Here is an 18,929-nt window from a genome sequence, read left to right as displayed (position 1 = left end):
GGCGTGATCGCTGCATCCGTTTGAAAACCCGCCCTTCCAGGCGGGTTTTTTTATTAAATTTCAGCTAAAAGGCCGCTGTTAAATTTGGGCGGAATTCAACCTGCATTAAGATATGGATGGCATGCTCGCCCCAAAACGCAGAAAGGCGTGGGGGCAGGCAGGATACGTTCTGGCCTTGCTTCAAGCGTCGCGGGGATGCAGGCGGCAGGGCCACGAAGCTTTGAACAGCATGATCCCGAACACGGACGGGCACGCTTGCCAGCATGTCGCCGTTCGCGTCAGACAAAAACGAAAAGCCAGGCTGCGATCCAAGCAAAGCCATGGCTTCGTGGGGTTCGAGGGGTAAGGCGGAATGCAGAGGCAATTGATCCGCGCAGGATCGTTCTTTTCAGCGGCTATGTGCTTGCCTGCCATGTTATATGGTAGCGCTCTCCTGCATGACGCCGGGAGACCACAGCCATGATGCCGCGCTCCGTGGAAAAACGCTTTCTCGCCATTGTCGGCGGCACGGTTTTCGTTTGCATCGTTCCCCTGTTCATTCTGCTTCTGGCCGTTTCCTCCGAGCGGGCGTCCGCGCAGCTGGAAAACACCGTTTCGCTGCTTCTCACAGCCAATGCGCAGGCGCTGGCCAAGCCGCTTTGGGATTTCGACGCCGAAAGCGTCAAGCAGATCACCGCCACCATCATTTCCAACCGGGATATCGTGCGGGTGGAAGTGCGCGACATGACCGGCGATATCGATGTGGCCTTTCCAAGCATCGCGCCCGCCCATGAAGACCTGACCACACTGTCGCGGCCGATCGTCTACCGTCATATCGAAGGCCCGAAGGAAGTCGGCGTCATTCGGGTGCAGTTCCGCAAGCAAGGGCTGTTTACCGAATTGCGGCGGACCGATGCGATCTTCATGCTGATCTTCATGCTGGCGGTCGGCATCATCTTTGCCGCCGCCCTCCTCGGCAACCGGCTGATGATCATGAAGCCGCTGCTGAAATTGACCGCCGCCATCGAGGCAACCCGGCGGCTGGGCTCGCGCCACTCTGTGGACTGGGATTCGCAGGACGAGATGGGCCGTCTGGCCCAGAGCTTCAATGCCATGCAGATGCAGCTTCAGGAAGAAGAGTCCGAATTGAAGCATGCCCACAAGCTGGCGACCGATATCTACAATTTCACCCCGGCCATGCTGTTTTCCGTCGATCACGATGATCGCATCACCGGCGTCAGCGATTACTGGCTGCTGGCCACCGGCTACCGGCGGGAAAACGTCATCGGCCTGGCCTTTGCCGATCTGATCAACGCCGAGGCGCGCGAGGCCTATCGCGAGCGCAAAACCCGGATGGACCATCACATTCTGGGCTGGGAATGCACGACCAAATTCGTCTGCGCCGATGGTCGGGTGATGGACGTGCTGATCGTCGAATCCTCCCGCGCCCCGCAGCATGGTGGCGGCACCCTGTCGCTCAGCGTCATGACGGATGTGACCGCGCTCAAGCAGTCGGAAGCGCGCAATCGCCGTCAGGCGATTACCGACCACCTGACCGGGCTGATGAACCGGCAGGGTTTCGAGCAGACATTGCAGGCGCAAATCGAGGCAACAGACCGTGACGGCGGCTCGCTCGCCTGCCTTTTCGTCGATCTCGACCGCTTCAAGTGGATCAACGACAATCTCGGCCATCATGCGGGCGATATGGCGCTGCGCAAGCTGGTGGATCTCATCCTGCCGATCTTGCCGCAAGGGGCCGTGGCCGCACGCATCGGCGGCGATGAATTTGCAATCCTGCTGCGCTCCCCCAAGGCGGAGCAGACAGCCCGCACCGCCGCGGAAAACATCTGCGCCCTGTTCGATGAGCCCTTTGTCGTCAAGGGCATGGCCACGCGGCTCAGCGCCAGCATCGGCATCGCGCTCTATCCCGAGCACGCGGAAACGGCGGAGGAATTGCTGCAGAAGGCCGATATGGCCATGTATAACCGCAAGCGCGACGGCAAGAACGGCCTGCGCCTCTTCGATGACAGCATCGGCAGCACCGCCAGACAGCGGGCGGATATCGAGCTGATAACCGATCAGGCCCTGGAGAATGACTGGTTCGACGCCTTCCTGCAGCCCATCGTCGACATCGGAACGGGCCGGGTCGCCGGTTATGAAGCGCTGATGCGGCTTCGCCACCCGACGAAGGGCGTTCTCTCTCCCTTCGACATCATCAATGTCGCCGAGGAAACCGGCGCGATCCACGAGGTTGGCAAGCAGGTTTTCGGCAAGGCTCTGGAGCATTTCACCGAATTGTCGCTGATCAGCGGCGATCACAGTTCCTATCTGGCGCTGAACCTCTCTCCCCTGCAGATCGATGCCAGCCTGCCAGTGTGGCTCGCCAGTGCGGTGCATCTGTTCAACCTCGATCCGGCGCGCATCATCATTGAAATCACCGAGGCGACGCTGCTGCACGACAATCCGCAGATCCAGATGATCCTCAGCAAGATCGGCCAGTTCGGATGCCGCATCGCGCTTGACGATTTCGGCACCGGCTATTCCTCGCTCAGCTATCTCAGCCGTTTCCCGGTCAATATCATCAAGATCGACCAGTCCTTCACCCGCGCCATCACCGCCGAGACCGAGGAACTGCGCCAGCGCAGCCGCATGCTGATCGAAGGCATCGCCGCCATTTCCCACAAGATGAAATGCCATGTGGTGGCCGAAGGCGTGGAAACGGAGGTGCAAAGGCAGGAATTGAACGCCATCGGCGTGGATTACGGGCAAGGCTATCTGTTCGACCGCCCGCTGTCCTTCGAGGAACTGCGGGACCGTTTTCTCACAGAGCAAAGTGCAAAGCTCCGCGCCTGACAGTGAACCGGTTCAAAAGAGTGGCATGCCCCGATGGCTGCTTATACCAAGGCTCGAAGATGCTAACGCATCCTCGCCTTGAAAGAATTTCGAATATCTCAACTGCACCAATGGCTTGAGATATTCGAAAGGGGAATACGAAGAGTCATTTTCAATGACTCTTCGTATTACAGCGCCGTGCGTTTTATCAAACGCACAAAGGACGCTGTAACACCTTAAATATACTGCATAATTCCTTAAATCGATTCCGTTTTAAGGACTTATGCAGTAGCGCCATCAAGCACAGGATAGAGTCGAGTTTTTCCAGAAAAGGGCCAGGATGCCATGACGGCAATCGCAAGACTATCGATACGCAGATTGGTTTGCCTCCTCGCCGGGCTCGCCTGCCCCGCGCTTGCCAGCGCAGAGGATGCGCTGAAATTCACCACCGAGGATTACCCTCCTTATAATTTTACAGAAAACGGCACCTACAAAGGCGTGGGCTATGAGCAGGTGGTGATGATGATGCAGGGCATTTCCACCTCCTACACGGTGGAAATGATGCCTTGGGCGCGTGCCTATGCCCTGGCGGAAACCGATCCCATGACCTGCGTCTTCACCACGGCCCATATTCCCGAACGCGAGGGCCTGTTCAAATGGGTGGAGCCGCTTGCCGTTGACCGCAACATCGTCGTCAGCCGCGCCGATGCAGCGCTAAGGGTTAAAAACATCGAGGAGGCGCGCAGCTACTCGGTGGGAACCCAGCGCGACGATTACACCCAGGCCCTGCTGGAGCGGAATGGCTTCACCAAGATCGATCTTGCCGCCAATCTGGATCTGACAATCAAGAAGCTGGAAAGCGGTCGTATCGACCTCATGCCGATTTCGGAGAAATTCCTCACCAAATTGCAGCGCGACGGCCACCCGCTGAAAGGCCAGTTCGTGTTAACGGAGCAGAAATTCGCCGTGGCCTGCAACAAACATGTACCCGACAGCCTGATCAACCAGATGCAGGCCAATCTCAACGCGATCATCGCCGATGGCCGCCAGCGGGAGATCTTCGTGCGGTACGGCATGGAAGTGCTGAACTAAACAGCTTGACATCCCGATGTTTTCAAGGTCGTGAACAAAGACCACTGGTTCACTGCGGATGCGCCCCATGCTCGTTATCGCCGGCCTCGGCAATCCCGGCTCGCAATATGCCGGAAACCGTCACAATATCGGCTTCATGGCCGTGGAGGCCATCCACGATGCCCATGGCTTCTCGCCATGGTCGAAGAAGTTCAAGGGCGAGATTTCCGACGGCACGATCGCCGGTGAAAAAGTGCTGCTGATCAAGCCTCAAACCTATATGAACCTCTCCGGCGAGGCCGTGGGCGAGGCGCTGCGTTTCTACAAGCTCGGTCCCGAACAATTGATCGTGCTCTATGACGAACTGGACCTTGCCCCCGGCAAGGCCCGCATCAAGACCGGTGGCGGCCATGGCGGCCATAATGGCATCAAATCTCTGGACGCCCATTGCGGCCTGAACTATCGGCGGCTACGGCTTGGAATCGGCCATCCAGGCGATAAATCCCGGGTTCAGGGCCATGTGCTGGGCGATTTTTCCAAGGCTGACAAGGACTGGCTGGACCCGCTTCTGGACGCGCTGGCCCGCAATGCCGACATGCTGGTGCGGGGAGAGGACAGCCAGTTGATGAACAAGCTGGCACTGGCCACCGGCGGCAAGGCGGAGGACGAAAAGCCGAAACCGGCCAAACCTCAAAGATCGCATATCCATCAGGCGCGCAACGCTGCCCAGCCGAGGAAATTGCCGGAAACCGGCCCGATGGCAGAGATGTTGAAGAAGATGTTCGGTGATAAAAAGGAGTGATCAATGCCAGATGATCACGGCAAAAGCCTTGGCCTGATGCATCCCATCCGCCCGGCCACGGCCGATGATCTTCCAGACATGCTGGCGCTTTACCGCGAACTCAACCGCGATGATGACAGCCTGTCACTGGAAACCGCCGGACCTGTCTTCGCGAGTGTGCTCGCCCATCCGGGCCTCACTGTCTTTGTAGCGTCAAGCGGGCAAGGTGCCGTGGCAACCGCCACGCTGAATGTCATTCCCAATCTCACCCGAAATGGGCGCCCCTACGCACTCATCGAAAATGTCGTCTGTCTTACGAGCCATCGCAGTCAGGGCTTTGGCAAGGCCGTGGTTATTCATGCCATCGAGGCTGCCTGGCAGGCGGGATGCTACAAAGCGATGCTGCTGACTGGCCGCACGGATGCGTCCATTCATCGTTTTTATGAAAGCTGTGGCTTTGTGCAGAACAAAACCGGCTATCAGGTGCGGCGGCAGGCCTGACCCGGATGGGTCAGGCAGCCTTGGCGACGGCATAGCGGACGCCAGAGCGACGACCGTTCTGAGAGGTTAGCGAAAACTGCCCGACCAGATCGCGAAGCTGGGCGGCGGTGGCGGCCAGCGTGCTGGCAGCGGCGGAGCTTTCTTCCACCATGGCCGCATTCTGCTGCGTGGTATGATCCATCTGGTTGACCGCAACATTCACCTGCGTCAGGCCCACTGACTGCTCGCGGGCAGCCGTGGCGATCGATTCCATGTGCTCGTTTATCTGGGCAATGAAGCTGCCGATCGTGGTCAACGCCTCGCTTGCTCCCTGCACGAGGCTCACGCCTTCGTTGACTTCCTGCGCGGAATTATGGATGAGCGCCTTGATCTCCTTGGCGGCGGTGGCCGAGCGCTGGGCAAGTTCCCGCACCTCCTGCGCCACCACGGCAAAGCCCTTGCCAGCCTCACCGGCGCGCGCCGCCTCTACGCCCGCATTCAGCGCCAGAAGATTGGTCTGGAAGGCAATCTCATCGATCACACCGATGATATTGGAAATCTGCTGCGAAGATCCTTCGATCTTGCGCATGGCGCTTTCGGCCCGGCCCACCACGGCAAGGGATTCGCTGGCGGCGGCATTGGCATGGCCCGCCACGGAGCGCGCCTCTTCAGTGCGCTTGCTGGAGTTCTGCACATTGGCAGTGATCTGTTCCAGCGCTGCGGCGGTTTCTTCAAGGGCTGCCGCCTGCTGCTCCGTCCGCTTCGACAAATCGGTGGCGCCGCTGGAAATTTCCCGCGTGCCCTCGTCCACCGTGGCAATCGCCACCACGATCTCGCCCAGCGTCGCGGCCAGTTGCTGGACCGAGCGATTGAAATCCTGCCGCAGCACATCGTAAGCCTCGGCGAAGGGCTGGGCGATCTGGTAGGTCAGGTCGCCGCTCGCCAGATGGTCCAGCCCCTCCGCCAGATTTTTCGTGGCAAACGCCAGTTGCCGGGCCTCTTCCTCCTTGCGCTGACGGCTTTCGGCCTCCAGCGCCTCGCGCTCAGCCTGGGCGGTGGCGGCTTCGGATTCCAGCCGGATAGTGTTGAGAGCGGCCTGACGGAACACCTCGACCGCAGCGGCCATGGCGCCGATCTCATCCTTGCGCCCGGCAAAGGGAACCGCCGTGCCGGTATCGCCTGCGGCCAATTGCGCCATGGATTCGGTAATCCTGCCGATGGGAGCGGTGATCGATCGCAGAACAAAAACCGTTGAGAGCAGCAACGTGACCAGCACCCCAGCCAGCGAAGAATAGGTCAGCAACTCCGTATTGCGGTAGCTTTTGGAGCTTTCGGCAAAAGAATCCTGCCCACCTTCATTGTTCAATGCCAACAACCGGTCTGGAACATCCGACATTCTGTCGAACACCGTCAGCATATCGCCTTTGAAGAGCGCGGTGGCGGCCTCCATGTGGTTATCGCGGATAAGCGCGATGAATGCCTCATGCAGTTTGAAATACTCCGCCCAGGACGCAAGGAACTCCTGATAGGAGTTTCGCTCCGCATCGGAGGAAATCAAAGGTTCATAGATCTTCTGATTCTTCCTGAAATCGGCGAGAACGTCCGTGATATCGGTCTCCGCGCGTTGGATACTTTCGGGAGTGGTCGCCAGCAGGCGGGAGCTTTCCGCAACCCTGAGATCCGAGATATTGGTATTGATCGTCCCGACCACCGCAATGCTGGGCATCCAGTTCATCGCCAGATCCTCCGTTGCCTTGTGGGTCTTGGCAAGGCCGGTGATCGCCATGAAACCCATCAGCAGGGTCAGCAGCAGGATGAGGCCGAAAATGCCCGGCATGGCAGTCTTGATCTGGAGATTTTTCACTGAAAACTTCCCATGAAGAAATAAAAAACGGTTGGCCGAGTTATGTTTCTGCTAATGAAGAAAAGCTTAAAATCACTCAACCAATATGTTATGAAAAAGAAAAAATACAATTTTTTACATTATTTGCAGTCTATTATATTATACATTTATCATGTCTATGTATAAGAAGGAAAATAAATTCCTGGTTGCTTTAATGATAGCGCAATCACCTTTTGGTTTATATTCGGACTTCTCCCAGAGCGTTCATTCCTCCGGCTCGGTGGTAAACAGCAGCGGAAAACCGGCCTGCTTGGCCAGATCATTGGCTTCCTTGGACTTGGTTTCGGCAATATCCTTCTGACAGACGACCACCACGGCAGAGCCGAACTTGTGTGCGGTCATCATCACGCGGTGGCCGGTTTCCTCGCTCATGCGGAAAACAGCCTTCAGCACCACCGTCACGAATTCGCGCGGCGTATAATCGTCATTGTGCAGAATGACCTTGTAAAGCTTTGGCTTTTCCAGCTTGGGCGTGGTTTCAAGCTTCGGCTTCAGGACAACATTCTTGTCCGGCATGGCGGGCCTCATTATTGCGGGAGAAAGCATGAATATAGTGCGATGCAGTGCGAAGGAAAACCGTCCAGAGCATTTGCAGGAAAAGCGTAGAAACTAAAGACCACAGCACGACCGCGGACGTGCTTCACGGCCAATATACGGATCATGCCTTGACCCGCGCCGCCCCTTCCCCCATAGGCAAGGCAAAGATTATCTCGCACGCGACGGAATGAAACCATGGGCTTCAAATGCGGTATCGTGGGCCTGCCGAATGTCGGCAAATCCACCCTGTTCAACGCGCTGACCAAGACGGCAGCCGCCCAGGCGGCAAACTATCCCTTCTGCACCATCGAGCCGAACACCGGCGAAGTGGCCGTGCCGGATCCGCGCATGAAGAAGCTGGCGGATATCGCCAAGTCCAAGGAAATCATCCCCACCCGCATTTCCTTCGTGGATATTGCCGGTCTGGTGCGCGGCGCCTCCAAGGGTGAAGGACTGGGCAACCAGTTCCTCGCCAATATCCGCGAAGTGGATGCCGTGGTGCATGTGCTGCGCTGCTTTGAAGACACCGACATCACCCATGTCGAAGGCCGGATCGATCCCGTGGCCGATGCCGAAACCATCGAGACCGAGCTGATGCTGGCTGATCTGGAAAGCCTGGAGCGCCGCACCGAACAGACCCGCAAGCGCGCCACCGGCAAGGACAAGGAGTCCATGGCGCAACTGCCGATCATGGAAGCCTCGCTGAAGCTGCTCAACGAAGGCAAGCCGGTGCGCACCCTGCTGAAAACGCTGGATGCGGAAGAAATCCGCATTCTGCAGGGACTGAACCTGCTGACGGCCCATCCGGTTCTCTATGTCTGCAACGTCGCGGAAGGCGATGCCGCCACCGGCAACAGCCACACGGCGGCAGTCGCAAAAATGGCCAAGGCGCAAGGCGCTGAAACCGTGGTGATTTCCGCCGCCATCGAAGCGGAAGTGGCGCAATTGCCGGATGAAGAATCCGCTGAATTCCTTGCGGAACTGGGGCTGGATGAAGCAGGCCTCGACCGCCTGATCCGCGCCGGCTACAAGCTGCTCGACCTCATCACCTATTTCACCGTTGGCCCAAAGGAATGCCGCGCCTGGACGATCAAGCGCGGCACCAAGGCCCCGCAGGCCGCAGGCGTCATCCACTCGGATTTCGAGCGCGGCTTCATCCGCGCCAACACCATCGCCTACGAGGATTTCATCCAGTACAATGGCGAGGTGGGCGCGAAGGAAGCAGGCAAGGCCCGCGACGAAGGCAAGGAATATGTCGTGCAGGATGGCGACGTCATCCACTTCCGCTTCAACACCTGATGATCTGAGCGCCGATTTACAAAAGCCGTCCTTGCCAAAGGGCGGCTTTTGCTTTTCTGATTTCAGGCCTGTCCGTCTTGACCCATTTTGGACAAGGATCAATTTTCCGTTGAACCGGCCGGTTCGACGCTGTAATCCGATAGCACAGCATGCGGAGGAAAAAGTGCCAGAGGATCGCCTTTATTTCGAGGACTTTACGCCAGGAGTAAGCCTCGCCCTGGGACCCAAACACGTCACGGCGGAAGAGATCATCTCCTTCGCCCGGGAATTCGATCCGCAGCCGATGCATCTTTCCGAAGAAGATGGCAAGGCAAGCCTCCTCGGCGGGCTTGCCGCCTCCGGCTGGCACACCGCCTCCATGCTGATGCGGATGATGTGCGACAGCTATATCCTGCGCTCCAGTTGCCAGGGCGCGCCCGGCATCGAATTCGTGGAATGGAAGAAGCCGGTGCTGGCGGGCGACACGCTGCAAGGCCGTTCCATTGTCGAGGAAGCGCGCATCAGCCGTTCCCGTCCGCAACTCGGCATCGTCACCTTCCGCCATGAGCTGGAAAATCAGGCCGGGGAACTGGTCTGCGCCTGCCGCAATGCGGTGATGATGCGGACCAAGGCAGGAGGAGACGCCAATGCGCATGCTTGATGTTTTTCCCGCCGGAGAACGCATTCTGCTCGGCACCCGCCAGTTCAGCAGCGACGACATCCTGCGCTTTGCCCGCACCTATGATCCGCAGCCCTTCCATACCGATCCGGAAGCGGCGCGCAATTTCGTGTTCGGGGCGCTTTGCGCCTCAGGCTGGCACACGTCTTCCTCCTGGATGCGGGTGTTCTATGGGTACTGGACGCGCAAATGCGCGGAAATTTCCGCATCAGGCGGTACGCCGCCGGTGCTTGGCCCCTCCCCGGGCTTCAAGGATATGGTCTGGGGCAAGCCGGTGTTTGCAGGCGATGAGGTCACCTATTTCCTGACGGCCAGCGAAACCCGCAGGCTGAACTCCCGCCCCGGCTGGCGGCTGAACACCAGCATTGCCGAAGGCGAAAACCAGAAGGGCGAAAGCGTGCTGCGCTTTACCAGCATGGTTCTGGAACAGGAGAGCGATGATGAACGTGCATGATTTTTCCGCTCGCGACATCAAGGGTGAAGAGCGCAAGCTCTCCGACTTCGCCGGCAAGCTGCTGCTGATCGTCAACACCGCCAGCAAATGCGGGCTGACGCCGCAATATGAGGGACTGGAAAAACTGCAGCAACGCTTCGGCAACGATCTGGTGGTGCTGGGCTTTCCCTGCAATCAGTTCGGCGGTCAGGAGCCGGGAACGGAAGCCGAGATCGCAACCTTTTGCGACCTGAACTATCAGGTCAGCTTTCCGATGTTTTCGAAGGTCGACGTCAATGGCGCGGACGCGCACCCGCTTTACAAATATCTGACGCATGAAGTGCCCGGCATTCTCGGCACCGAAGCGATCAAGTGGAATTTCACGAAATTCCTGGTGGGCCGCGACGGCGCGCCCCTTGCCCGCTATGCGCCGATGACCAAGCCGGAAGAGATTGAGAAGGATATCGAAAAGGCCCTTTGATCGAGGGCCTTTACCAACTCTTATTGACCGGCATGCCTTGAGGGACAAAGGCGCCTAGAGCATTTCCAGGAAAAGTGGAATCCGGTTTTCCGCCTGGAAATGCGTAAAAACAAAGAGTTAGAGCGTTTGAATGTTTCCGTGAAACATTCAAACGCTCTAAGCCTTGCCCTTTTCATCAACGCCTGCGACGCGGCGAGCGAGGCTTCCCGCGCCCCTTGGCCGGTGGCGGCACTGCAACAGGCTTGGCTGCAGCAACAGGCGGAACAACCGGATCGACGGCAGCGGGCACGGGCTCTACCTCAGCTACGGCGGCGATGGCCTCCAACACGGGTTCGGGTTCAGGCTCCGCTGCCTGGCTGATCACCGGCGCGGCTTCAGCCTCGACAACCGCTTCGGGCGTCTCCGCTGGCTTTGCATCCTCCTGAGCGGCGTCCTGTTGCACAGGCTCGGGCTCGACCACTTCGGCAACGGGTTCAGCCGCAACGACAGGCAAGTCGATCACGGCGGCAGAAACGGTTTCCTCCACCTCTTCCGTGCTGCTGCGTGAGGCCAGAATCTCCCGCATCAACGCCGTCACCCGCAAGGCGCCCGGAACATCGGTGTTGGTGGAGTGGCCAGACAGCGCAACCCGCGTCAGGCTCGCCGCGCCGGTGCTGGAATTGATCTCGCCATACCAGTCCAGCTCTCCCATCACCGCCAGCGCCGGGGGCACTGCCGCCGGAAGGGCGGCGCGGGCGCCGAAGGTGACGATCAGGCTATGGCCAAGCCGGTCGGCCAGCCGGGCCGGATCGGCCTTTTCCAAAGCGGAAAGCGCCTCGGACACCGTGCGGCTACCCTTGGAATGAGTGGCGATCACGTCAAAACGCAGGCTTTCATGGCCAAGCAAGGCCTCTACCGTATCGGCGTCGAGGCTGGCGCGCCGGGGCTCACCCATCGCGGCCATGCGGCGGTGATAGGCACCGAATTGCGGGCGACCGACCATGTCGTCGATGGCTTCGAAACTGTTGCGCAGAAAGCCGAGCGGGCCGAAGAAGAACAGCCCGCCCATGGCCTCCGTCACCACGTCGCCCAGCCCATAGCCGGAAACCACAGCCGCCACCGGCGCATCCAGCGCATTGGCGATATTGCGGGCAAAAGCCGCGGCCCCAATGGCGGAACCGCCAATACCGGCCACCGCCAGCGCCCGGACCTGACGGCCACCGCGCAACAGATATTCATCCAGGCTGTCGCATAGCGTCAGCATGCCCTGGCCGCTCGGCGGCACGATCATGATCAGCCCTTCCGCCGCCAGGCTGTCGCTGATGTAGAAGGTTTCTTCCGCCGTCAGCGCCTTGATATCGTAAAACAGCGCATCGAGGCCCGTATTGCGCCAGCGCCAGGGCTCCAGCGCCGCGTTACGAAAGGGGCGATTCTGCAGCCGCTCCGGAAAGGACAGGCTTCGGGCAAATTGGGTCAGGCCGAAGGTGAAGGCTGTATCGAACATGCTTTTCTCCCCGTATTTTGCTGCGCTGCAACATAAAATCGGATCAGCAAATATGCAACCTATAAAACAGGATTCACGCAAACAACACAACCGACCCGCAGAAGGACCGCGACGTCTGCCGCGGCGGATCGCGATAATCAGGATGAGATTACATCAGATTGCGCTACACTTCTTTGACGAAATGCAGATGAGGCGAAATCACCGCGTCTGACGCAGCGCCTCGCCCGCGATCATCGCCGCCGACATGGCGACATTGATGGACCGCTGCCCCTCCACCATGGGAATGAGGATGCGGGCATCCGCCTTGTCATGCACATCATCCGGCACGCCTGCGCTTTCCCGTCCGAACAGCAGCACGTCATCGGGCCGGAAAGCAAAATCCCAATAGGGACTGGCCGCCTTGGTCGAGGCCAGCACCAGCCTTCGGCCCTCACCAACCCGCCAGTCATCGAAACGGTTCCAGTTGACATGCCGCGTCATGGTGACGCTGGCCAGATAGTCCATGCCCGCCCGCCGCAGGTTCTTGTCGGACAGCACAAAGCCCGCAGGCTCGATAATATCCACCTGAAGGCCAAGACAGGCCGCCAATCTCAGGATCGTGCCGGTATTGCCGGGAATATCGGGCTGGTAAAGGGCGATGCGCAGGTTTGACATGGCGCGGTGGTAGCCGATTTCCGGTTTCCGCACCAGAGCCTATGCCGTTTGCTGTTGTCAATAAGCAACAGTCTGCCGGCATCCGCACAACGGGCAGATTGCGGCTTTTATTTTGCCGATAACGCCTTTATTCAAAACCGTACTGTCAACCGCAAACGAGGGAGGCCCGGATGAATGTAATTCTTTGGACACGCTTCCCGCGCGCGATGTGGTTTCCCGATCGAGTGCGCCACGCCTGAAGGCGTTTTGGAAGCCGGTCCTTTTCTCCTGTAACGTCCGGGGATCATTTCCCCGCCTATCCCTTCACGGATTTGCCCCTGTCGCGTGCCGACGTGGCCAAGGTGAAGTCCGCGTTGCCGTTCATGGCGCATTTCGGCCTTGGCGGCGTTAAACAAGGTGCCGCCTGTTCGATGCTCTCTGGAGCTTGGCGGACGGGTGCCTTTTCAAGTTCGGAGCCTGTCATGTTTTCCTGGTTTGAACGTCGCGTGAACGCCTATCCTGCGGAAGAGCCGCAGACGCCGCCCGCCGGGTTGGTGCGTTTCATGTGGCATTACACCCGTCCCGTGGCCTTCTGGCTGGTGCTGATGGCCAGCATGAGCGCCCTGATCGCACTGGGCGAGGTCATGCTGTTCCGCTTTCTGGGCGATATCGTTGATTGGCTCTCCCATGCCGACCGCGCCACCTTCCTGCAAACGGATGGCTGGAAGCTGTTCGGCATGGGCTTCGTGGTGCTGATTGCCCTGCCGCTGGTCGCCACCTTCAATTCCATGGTGATGCATCAGACGCTGATGGGCAATTTCCCGATGATTGCCCGCTGGCAGATGCATCGCTATCTGCTGCGCCACTCCATGACCTTTTTTGCCAATGAGTTTGCGGGCCGGGTCTCCACCAAGGTCATGCAGACCTCGCTGGCCGTGCGGGAAGTGGCCATGAAGGTGCTGGACGTCTTTGTCTATGTCACCACCTATTTCGTCACCATGATCGTCATCATTGCCGCGGCGGACCTGCGTCTGGTGGTGCCGATCGTCGTCTGGCTGCTGATCTATATCGGCATCGTCACCTATTTCGTGCCGCGCCTGCAGAAGATCTCCGCCGAACAGGCCGATGCCCGCTCCTCCATGACCGGGCGCGTGGTCGACAGCTATACCAATATCGGCACGGTCAAGCTCTTCTCGCATACCGGCCGCGAGGAGGCCTATGCCAAGGGCGCGATGGACGAATTTCTGGGCGCCGTGCATGGCCAGATGCGGATGATCACCCTGTTTCAGGTGCTGATCTACGCCAATAACTGCCTTGTGCTGTTTGCGGTGGGTGCGCTTTCCATCTGGTTCTGGCTGCATGCCTCGATCGAGGTCGGCTCGATTGCTGTCGCCATCGGCCTTGCCATGCGCGTCAACGGCATGTCGCAATGGATCATGTGGGAAGTCTCGGCCCTCTTCGAAAACATCGGCACCGTCTATGACGGCATGGAGATGATGACCAAGCCGCATGACATTACCGACCGTCCCGCCGCCAAGGCGCTCACCGCCCCGCGCGGCGAAATCCGCTATGAGCAGGTGCGCTTCCATTACGGCAAGGCAAAGGGCGTGATCGAGGACTTTTCGCTCACCATAGAGGCGGGTGAAAAGATCGGTCTCGTCGGCCGCTCCGGTGCTGGCAAGACGACGCTGATGAACCTGCTTCTCAGGTTCTACGATGTCGAGAAGGGCCGCATCACCATCGACGGGCAGGATATTTCCACGGTCACCCAGGAAAGCCTGCGGTCTCTGGTGGGCGTGGTGACGCAGGATACCTCGCTGCTCCATCGCTCGATCCGCGACAACATTGCCTATGGCCGTCCAGACGCAAGCGATGCGGAAGTGATCGAGGCGGCCCGGCGCGCCAATGCCTGGGACTTCATCGAAACCCTCGTGGACATGCAGGGCCGCAAGGGTCTGGACGCCCAGGTGGGGGAACGCGGCGTGAAACTCTCCGGCGGCCAGCGCCAGCGCATTGCCATTGCCCGGGTGTTCCTGAAGAACGCGCCGATCCTCATCCTCGACGAAGCCACCTCGGCGCTCGATTCGGAAGTGGAAGCCGCCATCCAGGAAAGCCTGTTCTCGCTGATGGAAGGCAAGACGGTGATCGCCATCGCCCACCGCCTCTCGACGCTGACCCAGATGGACCGGCTGATCGTGCTGGACAAGGGCCGCATCGTCGAAACCGGCAATCACGGGCAACTGGTTTCCCACGGCGGCATCTATGCCGATCTGTGGAACCGCCAGTCCGGCGGCTTCCTGGCCGACCAGACGGAAACAGAAACGGAAGCGGCGGCGGAGTAATCCGCTGCCTCTTTTTTTCGATCTTTCCATACTCAGGACCGTAAATACACTTTTGCTGGAAATGCTTTCTCCGTGGCGCATTTCCGGACGCAAAACCGTGAGTACACTTTTGCTGGAAATGCTTTTTCCCTTCCCGCATTTCCGCACGCAAAACCGTGAGTACACTTTTGCTGGAAATGCTTTAAATCACCCTCATGTTCACACGTCACATCGCCCGCCTGTTTGAAAACTGGATCGATCCTTTCGCTGAGAAGGAGGACCTTCGGCCTCCTGCGGGTGTCTGGGGCTTCGTGTGGTTTTATGTGCGTCAGGCCAAGGGCGCCTTTCTGATGATGGCGCTGTTTGGCGGCGCGGTGGCGGTGGTGGAGGCCGGGCTGTTCTGGTTTGCCGGGCGGCTGGTCGATCTTCTCGGCACCGTGCCGCGCGAGGCTGGCTGGCAAGGTCTGTTTGCCGCGCATGGGCTGGAACTGATCGGCATGCTGGCCTTCGTGCTGATCGTCCGCCTGCTGGTGATTGCCGGCGGCGCGCTGGTGGAAGAACAGGTCGTCGTCGTCAATTTCTACAATCTCGCCCGCTGGCAGGCGCATGTGCATACCAGCCGTCAGGCCTTAAGCTTTTTCCAGAATGATTTTGCCGGGCGCATCGTCACCAAGGTCTGGTCGGGCGGTCAGGCGGTGGGCGATCTGCTGACCTCGCTGCTGCAGGTGGCCTGGTTCATGATCATCTACACAATCTCCACCATGGCGCTGGTGGCGCAGCTCGATTGGCGGCTGGCGGCGATCATTGGCGGATGGATCGGCATATTCTGCCTGCTCGCCCGGCTCTTCGTGCCGCGCATCCGCCGCCATGCGCGGGAAACGGCAGAGGCCGCCTCCGCCCTCAACGGCAGGATGGTGGATAGCTATGCCAATATCCAGACATTGAAGCTCTTTGGCCGGGAACGGCAGAACGATCATTATATCCGCGAAGGCTTCGAGCGGTTTCAGGCGGCCCTCACCCCCTTTGCCCGGCTGATCACCGGTGTCCGGTCATCGCTGGCGCTGCTCTCCGGGCTGATGATCGTCTTCATTGCCGCCATCTGCATGGATTTATGGTTTCGCGGTGCGATGACACCCGGCGCCGTGGCCTTCACGCTGGGGCTGGTGCTGCGGCTGACCATGCTGCTCAACCGCATGATGACCCAGTTGAACGGCATCATGCGCAATATCGGCACCATCCAGAATTCCGCCGAGCTGATTTCCCAGCCCATCGCGCTGACCGACCGGAAGGATGCCCGCAGGCTCAATGTCACCGGCCCGGACATCCGCTTCGAGAACGTCTCCTTTCATTATGGCCGGGGCAAGGGCGCCATCGACGGGCTGACGCTGACCATCAAGCCCGGCGAAAGGGTCGGCATTGTCGGCCGCTCGGGGGCCGGAAAGACAACGCTCGTCAACCTGCTGCTGCGCTTTTACGATGTCGAGGCGGGCCGCATCACCATTGACGGCCAGGATCTGCGCGATGTCACCCAGGAAAGCCTCAGGGCTGCCATCGGCATGGTCACGCAGGACACCGCCCTGCTGCACCGCTCCATCCGGGACAATATTCTCTTCGGTCGCGAGGATGCCGATGAGGCCCAACTGCGCGCCGCCGCCGACCGGGCGGAAGCCCTCTCCTTCATCGAAAAAGTGATGGACCAGCGGGGCCGCAAAGGCTTCGACGCCCATGTCGGCGAACGCGGCGTCAAGCTCTCGGGCGGCCAGCGCCAACGCATCGCCATTGCCCGCGTCATGCTGAAAAATGCACCGATCCTGGTGCTGGACGAAGCCACCTCAGCCCTGGATTCAGAGGTGGAGGCCGCCATTCAATCCAATCTCGACCAGTTGATGGCGGGCAAGACCGTGCTTGCCATCGCCCACCGGCTATCCACCATCGCCGCCCTGGACCGGCTGGTGGTGATCGACAAGGGCCGCATCATCGAAGAAGGCAGCCATGCGGATCTTCTGGCGAAAGGCGGCCTCTATGCCGAGCTTTGGGCGCGCCAGTCCGGCGGCATAATCGCCATGGAGGAAGACGCCTGATCGGTTCCGGTTACGGTGACGATTTCGGCAGCAGCAGATCCGCCATCAGCCCGTAATGATTGGAGCCGAAATTGGAGGGTATGCGCGTGAGGCTGCGGGCGGAAAGCGGAGCGCGGATAAATATGTGATCGATGGGCACGCCAAACCGCCCTGCCCTGATGGGCCAGGTGGCGGGCTCCAGCCCCGTGGTGGTCAAGCCGGTCCGCTCCAGCAGGCGCTGCATGTCGGGCGCAAGGATCGAGGCGTTGAAATCCCCGGCCAGCAGCAGCGGGCCATCGAAGTCTTCCAGCACATCGGCCAGTTCCTCCGTCTCCTCCAGGTGATAATCGTCGAAATAAGGCTTGCTCAGATGGGCCGCGACCAATCGCAGCGGCGCACCGCGGACATTGATGTTCGCCATGGCGAAGCGGTCACGCCTGAGATCGCTGAGGGAGCCGACAAAGATATCGGTCAGCGGATATTTCGACAGAAGCAGCAGATCGCAGGTATCTGTATGAGCGCCGCAGCCGATGCGATAGGGATAGGTCTTGCTCAGGCGATCCAGATGCAGGCCCACGGGTTCGGCCTCCATGACATAGGCGACATCCGCGCCGGAGGCTTGGATGAAATCGGCAATCGCCGCCCCGTTTTCGAGATTATCCCCCAAAACGTTGAAGGAAAGCACCTTCAGCGGCTCGGCCTCAGCGGTCACGGCCGGGGCGGACGGCAGGCTCCGGACAATCAGCCACACCGCCTGGGCCGTGACGATCAGTGCCGCCAGAAAGGCAAGACGGGCAAGCCACCCGCGCCGGAGCAGCGCCATCAGCCCCGCGCCGGCCAGCATGGCAAGGCCAACATGAAGTTGCAAACTATGAATGAAACCCGGAGGCCAGAAACCGGTTAGGCCGCGCAGGCAGACAATGCCAAAGGCGACAAGAAGGAGAACACCCACCCCATGCCGGAACCCGTCTCTCATGCATCATCCTTCCCGCCGGCCGGCAGATCGGCCTCCCGTGCGGCGCCACCATGGTCCAGTTCGGATCGCAGTGCAACACCGGAGTGTGCAGTGCAAGGTCCTTGACACTTGACAGATTTCCTTTGCGCAGATTCCGAGAAAATTCGGGGTCTGCTGTTGAGTTTTGGGACAGACCGGCTTTTTGATCAAGCGCAAGGCCCTGCAAATGCGGGCAAAAGCGCCTATCGCGAATATCTAAACTTTTCCGCGACATGTTGCCTCTGATTGCTGCTTGAGACTGGACAGATTTCCCAACGGCACGTAGAAATTGGCTTGGAGGCGGTGAATCTGTGGCGGCATTGCGGCGCACGAAAATTTGACCGCCCGGGAGGCTACAACGCTTGGTCGCATTCCATGCGAAGAGGATCATTGGACCGTGAGCGAACAACATACACATAGCGATAGCACGGGCGAGCCCACTCGCCGCGATTTCCTTTATCTGGCCACCGGCATGGCGGGCGTGGTCGGCGCGGCCGCCGTGGCCTGGCCTTTCATCGACCAGATGCGCCCGGATGCATCGACGCTGGCGCTCGCCTCGATCGAAGTGGACGTCTCGGCCCTGCAGCCCGGCATGTCGCTGACGGTCAAGTGGCGCGGCAAGCCGGTCTTCATCCGCAACCGCACCGAAAAGGAAGTGGAAGAGGCCAAGGCCGTTCCGATCGCCGAACTGAAGGACCCGGTGGCGCGCAACGCCAACGCCCAGGACGGCGCCCAGGCGACCGACCTTGCGCGTTCCGCAGGTCAGGGCAAGGAAAACTGGATCGTCATGATCGGCTCCTGCACGCATCTCGGCTGCGTGCCGCTCGGTCAGGCCGGTGAATATGGTGGCTGGTTCTGTCCCTGCCATGGTTCGGTCTATGACACCGCGGGCCGTATCCGCAAAGGTCCGGCGCCGGAAAACCTGCATATTCCGAATTACGCATTCACGTCCGATACTGTCATCAAGATCGGCTGAGGGGGGAT

The 18,929-nt window shown here is 59.6% G+C and carries 16 protein-coding genes; 11 read left to right on the top strand and 5 right to left on the bottom strand.

Annotated elements, in window-relative coordinates:
• Nucleotides 1–462: 462 nt before the first annotated feature.
• The 4 genes from QO005_RS04155 (at nt 463) to QO005_RS04140 (ending at nt 5,164) form a co-directional block, all read left to right on the top strand.
• Complete coding sequence (locus QO005_RS04155; protein WP_370878007.1) at nt 463–2,832, top strand: EAL domain-containing protein; 2,370 nt, start codon at nt 463–465, stop codon at nt 2,830–2,832.
• Nucleotides 2,833–3,156: 324 nt separating this feature from the next.
• Entirely contained in the window at nt 3,157–3,903 is a 747-nt protein-coding gene (locus QO005_RS04150) for a substrate-binding periplasmic protein (RefSeq protein ID WP_307156724.1), read from the top strand.
• A gap of 67 nt (nt 3,904–3,970) precedes the next feature.
• Nucleotides 3,971–4,684, top strand: a complete 714-nt coding sequence (gene pth / locus QO005_RS04145; RefSeq protein WP_307156723.1) for an aminoacyl-tRNA hydrolase — start codon at nt 3,971–3,973, stop codon at nt 4,682–4,684.
• Nucleotides 4,685–4,687: 3 nt separating this feature from the next.
• Nucleotides 4,688–5,164: a GNAT family N-acetyltransferase gene (locus QO005_RS04140; protein WP_307156722.1), complete on the top strand. Its 477-nt coding sequence runs from the start codon at nt 4,688–4,690 to the stop codon at nt 5,162–5,164.
• Between the two features lie 10 nt (nt 5,165–5,174).
• Here the strand turns inward: QO005_RS04140 and QO005_RS04135 are convergent, their stop codons facing one another.
• Together QO005_RS04135 and clpS are read right to left on the bottom strand one after the other, a co-directional pair.
• Nucleotides 5,175–7,007 (bottom strand): HAMP domain-containing methyl-accepting chemotaxis protein, encoded by a 1,833-nt coding sequence (locus tag QO005_RS04135; RefSeq protein ID WP_307156721.1) that lies wholly within the window; start codon nt 7,005–7,007, stop codon nt 5,175–5,177.
• A gap of 243 nt (nt 7,008–7,250) precedes the next feature.
• Complete coding sequence (clpS, locus tag QO005_RS04130; RefSeq protein WP_307156720.1) at nt 7,251–7,562, bottom strand: ATP-dependent Clp protease adapter ClpS; 312 nt, start codon at nt 7,560–7,562, stop codon at nt 7,251–7,253.
• Between the two features lie 216 nt (nt 7,563–7,778).
• On the opposite strand from clpS, the gene ychF reads away from it, so the two are divergent.
• The 4 genes from ychF to QO005_RS04110 all read left to right on the top strand — a co-directional run bounded on the left by ychF (nt 7,779) and on the right by QO005_RS04110 (nt 10,454).
• Nucleotides 7,779–8,882 (top strand): redox-regulated ATPase YchF, encoded by a 1,104-nt coding sequence (gene ychF, locus QO005_RS04125; protein ID WP_307156719.1) that lies wholly within the window; start codon nt 7,779–7,781, stop codon nt 8,880–8,882.
• A 163-nt stretch (nt 8,883–9,045) separates the two neighbouring features.
• Nucleotides 9,046–9,522, top strand: coding sequence for a MaoC family dehydratase (locus QO005_RS04120; protein ID WP_307156718.1), 477 nt, complete (start codon nt 9,046–9,048; stop codon nt 9,520–9,522).
• Nucleotides 9,509–9,994: a MaoC/PaaZ C-terminal domain-containing protein gene (locus QO005_RS04115; RefSeq protein WP_307156717.1), complete on the top strand. Its 486-nt coding sequence runs from the start codon at nt 9,509–9,511 to the stop codon at nt 9,992–9,994. Before QO005_RS04120 ends, QO005_RS04115 begins: the two co-directional genes overlap by 14 nt.
• Nucleotides 9,978–10,454, top strand: coding sequence for a glutathione peroxidase (locus tag QO005_RS04110; RefSeq protein ID WP_307156716.1), 477 nt, complete (start codon nt 9,978–9,980; stop codon nt 10,452–10,454). Before QO005_RS04115 ends, QO005_RS04110 begins: the two co-directional genes overlap by 17 nt.
• Nucleotides 10,455–10,629: 175 nt before the next feature.
• Here the strand turns inward: QO005_RS04110 and QO005_RS04105 are convergent, their stop codons facing one another.
• Nucleotides 10,630–11,937 (bottom strand): cell envelope biogenesis protein OmpA, encoded by a 1,308-nt coding sequence (locus QO005_RS04105; protein WP_307156715.1) that lies wholly within the window; start codon nt 11,935–11,937, stop codon nt 10,630–10,632.
• Between the two features lie 198 nt (nt 11,938–12,135).
• A complete protein-coding gene (locus QO005_RS04100) occupies nt 12,136–12,591 on the bottom strand; it encodes a tRNA (cytidine(34)-2'-O)-methyltransferase (protein ID WP_307157068.1) in 456 nt (151 codons plus the stop codon).
• Nucleotides 12,592–13,052: 461 nt separating this feature from the next.
• Between QO005_RS04100 and QO005_RS04095 the strand changes: the two genes are divergently transcribed.
• Together QO005_RS04095 and QO005_RS04090 are read left to right on the top strand one after the other, a co-directional pair.
• Entirely contained in the window at nt 13,053–14,912 is a 1,860-nt protein-coding gene (locus QO005_RS04095) for an ABC transporter ATP-binding protein (protein WP_307156714.1), read from the top strand.
• Nucleotides 14,913–15,106: 194 nt separating this feature from the next.
• On the top strand, nt 15,107–16,972 hold the full coding sequence (locus QO005_RS04090; protein WP_307156713.1) for an ABC transporter ATP-binding protein: 1,866 nt from the start codon (nt 15,107–15,109) through the stop codon (nt 16,970–16,972).
• Nucleotides 16,973–16,982: 10 nt separating this feature from the next.
• Here QO005_RS04090 and QO005_RS04085 read toward each other — a convergent pair whose 3' ends face one another.
• Complete coding sequence (locus QO005_RS04085; protein ID WP_307156712.1) at nt 16,983–17,927, bottom strand: endonuclease/exonuclease/phosphatase family protein; 945 nt, start codon at nt 17,925–17,927, stop codon at nt 16,983–16,985.
• A 415-nt stretch (nt 17,928–18,342) separates the two neighbouring features.
• Here QO005_RS04085 and petA point away from each other — a divergent pair, with 415 nt between their 5' ends.
• Complete coding sequence (gene petA, locus QO005_RS04080; protein ID WP_307156711.1) at nt 18,343–18,921, top strand: ubiquinol-cytochrome c reductase iron-sulfur subunit; 579 nt, start codon at nt 18,343–18,345, stop codon at nt 18,919–18,921.
• Nucleotides 18,922–18,929 lie beyond the last annotated feature (8 nt).

This window comes from Allorhizobium paknamense, assembly GCF_030815125.1.
Classification (GTDB): Bacteria; Pseudomonadota; Alphaproteobacteria; order Rhizobiales; family Rhizobiaceae; genus Allorhizobium; species Allorhizobium paknamense.
This window is presented reverse-complemented; position numbering and strand designations above follow the sequence as displayed.

What these genes read in the sequence shown, in the direction of transcription:
- QO005_RS04155 (WP_370878007.1), top strand. Translation starts at nt 463, where the DNA reads ATGCCGCGCTCCGTGGAAAAACGCTTTCTCGCCATTGTCGGCGGCACG.
- QO005_RS04150 (WP_307156724.1), top strand. Translation starts at nt 3,157, where the DNA reads ATGACGGCAATCGCAAGACTATCGATACGCAGATTGGTTTGCCTCCTC.
- pth (WP_307156723.1), top strand. Translation starts at nt 3,971, where the DNA reads ATGCTCGTTATCGCCGGCCTCGGCAATCCCGGCTCGCAATATGCCGGA.
- QO005_RS04140 (WP_307156722.1), top strand. Translation starts at nt 4,688, where the DNA reads ATGCCAGATGATCACGGCAAAAGCCTTGGCCTGATGCATCCCATCCGC.
- clpS (WP_307156720.1), bottom strand. Translation starts at nt 7,562, where the DNA reads ATGCCGGACAAGAATGTTGTCCTGAAGCCGAAGCTTGAAACCACGCCC.
- ychF (WP_307156719.1), top strand. Translation starts at nt 7,779, where the DNA reads ATGGGCTTCAAATGCGGTATCGTGGGCCTGCCGAATGTCGGCAAATCC.
- QO005_RS04115 (WP_307156717.1), top strand. Translation starts at nt 9,509, where the DNA reads ATGCGCATGCTTGATGTTTTTCCCGCCGGAGAACGCATTCTGCTCGGC.
- QO005_RS04110 (WP_307156716.1), top strand. Translation starts at nt 9,978, where the DNA reads ATGATGAACGTGCATGATTTTTCCGCTCGCGACATCAAGGGTGAAGAG.
- QO005_RS04105 (WP_307156715.1), bottom strand. Translation starts at nt 11,937, where the DNA reads ATGTTCGATACAGCCTTCACCTTCGGCCTGACCCAATTTGCCCGAAGC.
- QO005_RS04100 (WP_307157068.1), bottom strand. Translation starts at nt 12,591, where the DNA reads ATGTCAAACCTGCGCATCGCCCTTTACCAGCCCGATATTCCCGGCAAT.
- QO005_RS04095 (WP_307156714.1), top strand. Translation starts at nt 13,053, where the DNA reads ATGTTTTCCTGGTTTGAACGTCGCGTGAACGCCTATCCTGCGGAAGAG.
- QO005_RS04090 (WP_307156713.1), top strand. Translation starts at nt 15,107, where the DNA reads ATGTTCACACGTCACATCGCCCGCCTGTTTGAAAACTGGATCGATCCT.
- QO005_RS04085 (WP_307156712.1), bottom strand. Translation starts at nt 17,927, where the DNA reads ATGAGAGACGGGTTCCGGCATGGGGTGGGTGTTCTCCTTCTTGTCGCC.